Origin of the sequence: Zooshikella ganghwensis DSM 15267 (assembly GCF_000428585.1) — a bacterium.
GTDB lineage: Bacteria > Pseudomonadota > Gammaproteobacteria > Pseudomonadales > Zooshikellaceae > Zooshikella > Zooshikella ganghwensis.
Window position 1 is genome coordinate 1 of the sequence record NZ_AUAF01000235.1, and the last position, 4,759, is coordinate 4,759.

A 4,759-nucleotide genomic window follows, 5' to 3' on the forward strand; every position below is an offset into this window, starting at 1 on the left:
CAACAAGAAATTTCAAATCACCGAATGAAATGTTTTTAGGGCGGCGAGTCGATTTACTCGCCAATTAGGAATTGCAGTTATTACTTGAAACCAAGGGTAACTATCTTTACCAATATTGAGTGTTTTACCACTCACTTCAATATTTTTTTTCATGATCCAAACGTGCCTACAAACTTACAAACGATTCATAAACTCAATAGCTCGCATGTTCACACCAGATATCACGCGAGGGCTGATTTCGTCTGTCATGACTTCATCGCAGGGAATCATCTCACCATACGTGATCATGAATGCCCGACGCTGTTGAGGTGGAAATGCTTTGAGGTGTAATTTTTCAATTAAGCAGCCAAAAACAGAAACGTCCTCCTGCTTTTTAGAGAGCCTTCTTACACGAAAATACGTCTTATAATTATACCCCTTGAAAAACATGTTATCTTTATTAAAAAACTCCCTACCTTTAAGATCATCGCTAAAATACGTATGAACACCAGCATCAATAAAACTAACCAATAAAGTACGATTCACATACCCCTTAGTATTTTTCCTATGAAAAAAATACCAGTCCTCTTTGTTATGAGATCCACTAAAACCATCATGGTATTCTAAGTATTTCTTTCCAGACGATGAATCCACTAATTTATAAGACTTGGGTATATTGAGTTGTATAGCTGGCGATGCATTAGAGGTCAGCACGTTATCTTCAACGCTACGCTTAACATTTATACCACAACCAGTGGCTAATACGGATACTAATACTACTGCAAATAACTTCTTCATTTATATCGCTTAATTAGTTTGTTTCTTCGATTTGTAAAAGTAGATCGCCCCAGCTTTTTTTGGGGCTGGGGCTACTAATACCTGAGCTTTATCTATAAAGGTTTTTTCTTCCAGCTTAAATTAAGTGGGAGCAATACCTCTCCAAAGCGTAAATCATCTATAAATACACTCTCTTCCTTGAGGTATTGTTCGTTATTTATTTCTTCATCATAAACAGATAACAAACCAGACTTAGTGATATTCTCCCACTCTTTAATTGGTGAATTTAAGTGCTGCTCAATTATATTAGTAAGTGCATCAATACTCATTGGGTATGAGTGCCATATCCAACCCTCTCCTTGATCAACTAAGTCAATAGGGTCAAATTCCACACTTAAGATATATGAGCCAGGCTTACCCATTATGTAGAAAGACATAATAAGCAAACTCAATCCATCCACAGGTTTTCTCATAATACAGACTTGAGAACGGGAACCATTGGATATGTATTTTTCGACTTCATCCAAAGTCATAAAAGCTGCTCCTAGTCATCAATAAAGATGGCTGGTTTATGTCTGATTCCATCCTGTTCACGGATACATCATTGCCCGCGTGATTTCAGCGGCTGCACCAGCATAGGGTGCGTGATCCCGTTTATTCCCCCTCATCCCTGATGGTTTCGAGAGTTTCATATAGGAAAGGCTGAAAACTGTCCTCCAGCAGTGGTACTAGGGCTATTTTTCAATATTCACAATGCTCTTAAGACCTACAGAACATGAGCCTGGATTCATAAATAATGTGTAATTTTCATCAGCATCATAATCATTTGTTTGATCACAAAAAAGTTGAATGCTAATGTCATCTTCCAGAATAAGTTCGAGATCATGAGTAAACTTAGATAATTTTAAATCTATCACTGCCTTATCTTTTAATAGCTGTAAGCCATTTAGCATATCGCCCTCTGGAGCGTTTGAATCCCGCCAACCACATATAACGGTATTTAACTTTAAAACTCTCCAAGCACAAAAAACCATAAGTTCTAGCTCGGGGTAGTAACACCTTTGCTCTTCAGTTAATTCTGAGTTTTGTAATAATTTATTTCTCTTTTTCTTATCACCAAACCCAAGATTAACAACTGAGCCAGTTCCTTCCCCAGCAATAATAGACCAGCACTTTTTCCCGCATAATAGTTCAATACAAGAGTTAATATTCAAAGTTTTCCATCCTTTATATCTTTTGCTATTTCAACAATTTCATCATATGAATACCCTTGCCCAGAGATTTCATTGTGAAGGCTCTTCTGTTGATCTTTATTTAATTTTGCTTCTCTTGCTGCATCTCTTGCGGTTTTATTTTCACGCCTTAAAGCATCCGTACCTTTACTTTGCCCCAAAGAGCCTGGCTTTTTACGAACTTGTTTGTTGCCCCTTTTTACTTCTTTTGTTACGACTGCTCTCGGGTTTCTTGTGATAACAACTGTCGATAAGTCGGCAGCTAGCTGGTTATCTCTGTATGCTTTAGCTCCTTCTTCCTCTGCAGCATTTTTTGGCGAAAGTCCCATTGGATCACCAATTTCATCTGGCGATAACCCAGTAATATAAGAGTGTGCAAAAGTTAGATTGTCTTTCGCAAATGCCTTTATTCCCCCCCAGAGTCTTGAGAAAAAGTTACCTCCGCTTTCTGAGGTGTTTAAACTGTTTGAACGACCACGATTACTACCATCTAATGTGTTCGACTCACCTCTCCCTATGGAGTGGTACTGATCCATAACTTCATTAGCAATCCTTTCTCCATAATTGGTGGAATGCCGAGGCTGGTATTCAGGCCTTAAAGGTCCAGCATACCCAATGTCAGTATTACTTCCACGATCACTGCCTCTTGACCTTGATTCTTCAGACTTCCTGCCACCACCAGGGTCAGTCCACCCAATTTCTGCATCAGGCTTACACTCCTCCATAAAACCCGTTGGATCATAAGTATTCAGAGGATTATTACGCACATAGCTATAACGGTTATAACTTTGTAAATCATCCACAAACTGAACAAACGGGTCTGCACTGAGGAATCGTCCCACATTCGGATCATACACCCGCCCGTTCATGTGGATCAGGCCCACACCATCCAGATGTTCGTGATTGGTGAAGCCACGCTTAGTAATGGTACTGGTGATTTGCGTAAAATCAATCGCGGCTTGCCAATCGGTCTGACGGCGTTTACCCCAAGGATCATAACTGAAGCGTTCAACCACCTGGCCATTTTGGTCAGTAATGGCGGTGAGTGAGTCTAAGTGATCCCGATGGAAATAATTGGTTTTTGTGCCATCTTCGGTGCCGCCATTTTCAGTTTTAGTGATAATGGCGACATCCGCAATGTAATGCTTGTGCTGTATTTTGCCGGTATCACTCACCACCTTTTCATAAACACCGGATTGGTAGTAGGTCGTGCTGGTGCCGGTGGGACCTTGATCAATCCGACGTACCCGTTTTTGATCGGGACCATATACCAGGTCAATTTGGTAATCACCGCGAATGATCTGATCGGGCTTATCAAAGGCGGTATAGCGCACGGTACGGCCATTGCCGCTGGTCATGTTGCCGTTGGCATCGTAGCAGTAGGTAGCGTTTTGACTGCCCGTGGTTTTGGTTAACGCATGAGGACCGGCTTGTTGACTGCCACACTTACCTGCGTAGCTATAATCACCGACATCCGACTTATGGGTGATATTGCCTAGGGCATCGTACTGCACACTGGTGGTTAAGGTATTACCACTGAGTTGCGCGGTGACTTCCGTTAAACGGTTCAGTTGATCATAGGCAAAGGTCTCTTGGATCTTCTGTCGTTTATCTTCACGCTGAGTGAGATTACCTAATTCATCGTATGCAAAATGCAGGTCTTCAATTTGCGTGGTACTGCCGATATAGGCACCGCTGTCTTGCAAGCGACCGGTTTTGGCATCAAACACCCTCAACGTCGTCGCGCCATTACCGTATTGTTGTTGGGTAATATTGCCTAACGCATCCACCGCTTGTGCTTGCCAATAGGTGGTGGCATTGCTGGCCTTACCATCGGTAATTGAGGTTAAGTAGCCGCGCTCGTTGTAGGTCTGCTTGGCTGTGAGTCCTGTGGGGAACGTTGTTTGTAACGGACGGCTGTATTGGTCATAGCTATAACTCAGGGTAAAGCTTTCGCCAAACAGCGTTTGCGTTTCTGAGGTTAAGCGCCCCAAGTTATCGTACTGATACTGTTGGGTAATGCCATCGACCGTCACCTGATCCAGTAGCCCTTTATGCTGTTGGTCATACTGAAATTCAGAGACCCGCCAGAGTAGTTTAGAGCTGGCTTGAGCATTTTCCGTTTGCTTGATTAAACGGTCGAGGGTGTCATAGCTGAGCTTGGTGACCTGGCCTTTGGCATCCTGCTGACGAATCAGCCGACCCAAGGCATCATATTCATAAGACCATGCGCCTTTATCCGGATCATTCATCGCGACCTTACGGCCCAATACATCATACGTCAGGTCGACGATATTATTGTCTGGATCCGTGGTTTGCGTCAGATTACCGAAACTGTCGTAGGTGTAGCTTAGTGTGCTACCTAAGGCATCTATCACCTTCACCAACTGACCGGCCCCGTTATAGTGTTCGGTTTTGGTCTGGCCTTTGGCGTTAGTCAGGACTTTATTTAAACCTTGATAAGCCACCTCACTGGTGGTGCCATCGGGTTGTGTGGTTTTGACGATCCGTAATAAGGGATCATATTGGTAGGTGGTCCAGTACACCTCATCACCTTTAAAGTAAGGTAACGAGGTTTTCTCCACCTGACCTAGTGCGTTATACACGGTGTCCTGGTATTGGGTTTCCCCGGTTAAGGCCAGGGTTTCGGTGCGAATCGTTCGTTCCAGTTGATCCACATAAACCGTGGTGGGGGCACTGCCCTGGGCTTGGGTTTTTACCCAATACACGGCGCCTGCGGGACATTCTGTCTCTGCATTACACCAACCACG

At 43.2% G+C, this 4,759-nt stretch carries 5 protein-coding genes; all 5 read right to left on the reverse strand.

Annotated elements, in window-relative coordinates:
- Window positions 1–12 precede the first annotated feature (12 nt).
- Window positions 13–153: a hypothetical protein gene (locus F607_RS34390; RefSeq protein ID WP_157365596.1), complete on the reverse strand. Its 141-nt coding sequence runs from the start codon at window positions 151–153 to the stop codon at window positions 13–15.
- A gap of 21 nt (window positions 154–174) precedes the next feature.
- Window positions 175–777 carry a hypothetical protein gene (locus tag F607_RS0124805; RefSeq protein ID WP_027710188.1) on the reverse strand — a complete coding sequence of 201 codons (603 nt, stop codon included), beginning with the start codon at window positions 775–777 and terminating at the stop codon, window positions 175–177.
- 92 nt (window positions 778–869) lie between these two features.
- Window positions 870–1,289, reverse strand: coding sequence for a hypothetical protein (locus F607_RS0124810; protein ID WP_027710189.1), 420 nt, complete (start codon window positions 1,287–1,289; stop codon window positions 870–872).
- Window positions 1,290–1,490: 201 nt separating this feature from the next.
- A complete protein-coding gene (locus F607_RS0124815) occupies window positions 1,491–1,970 on the reverse strand; it encodes a hypothetical protein (protein ID WP_027710190.1) in 480 nt (159 codons plus the stop codon).
- Window positions 1,967–4,759 (reverse strand): RHS repeat domain-containing protein (locus tag F607_RS31735; RefSeq protein ID WP_169719847.1); only part of this gene is annotated, 2,793 nt, incomplete at its 5' end. The genes F607_RS31735 and F607_RS0124815, both read right to left, overlap by 4 nt.